Raw genomic sequence first — 266 nt, 5'->3', positions numbered from 1 at the left:
GAGAGATGCTGACCTTCCGCAAGATGTTGGAAAACGCCAAATCCGACGCGGAGCGCAAGGTGCTGCTGGCCGGCAAGGTCGAGGACATGATCAACACGGTCGTGCGTCAGATCGCCTTCTACGACTTCGAATGCAAGCTGCACGAGGCGCGGCGCGGCGGAGAGCTTACCCCCGATGACATCAACGCGCTCTGGATGTCCGTGCAGGCCGAAAGCCTCGGCCCGGCCTTTGACTTCATGGAAGGCTATGAAACCTTCTGGGCCTAT

1 pseudogene is annotated in these 266 nt (G+C 59.8%); it reads left to right on the top strand.

Annotated elements, in window-relative coordinates:
* Positions 1-266: pseudogene (locus A3764_RS00840) on the top strand (M3 family oligoendopeptidase); the annotation flags it as partial.

The sequence above is a fragment of the Sulfitobacter sp. HI0129 genome (assembly GCF_001635395.1).
In the GTDB taxonomy this organism is placed as follows: Bacteria; Pseudomonadota; Alphaproteobacteria; order Rhodobacterales; family Rhodobacteraceae; genus Sulfitobacter.
This window is presented reverse-complemented; position numbering and strand designations above follow the sequence as displayed.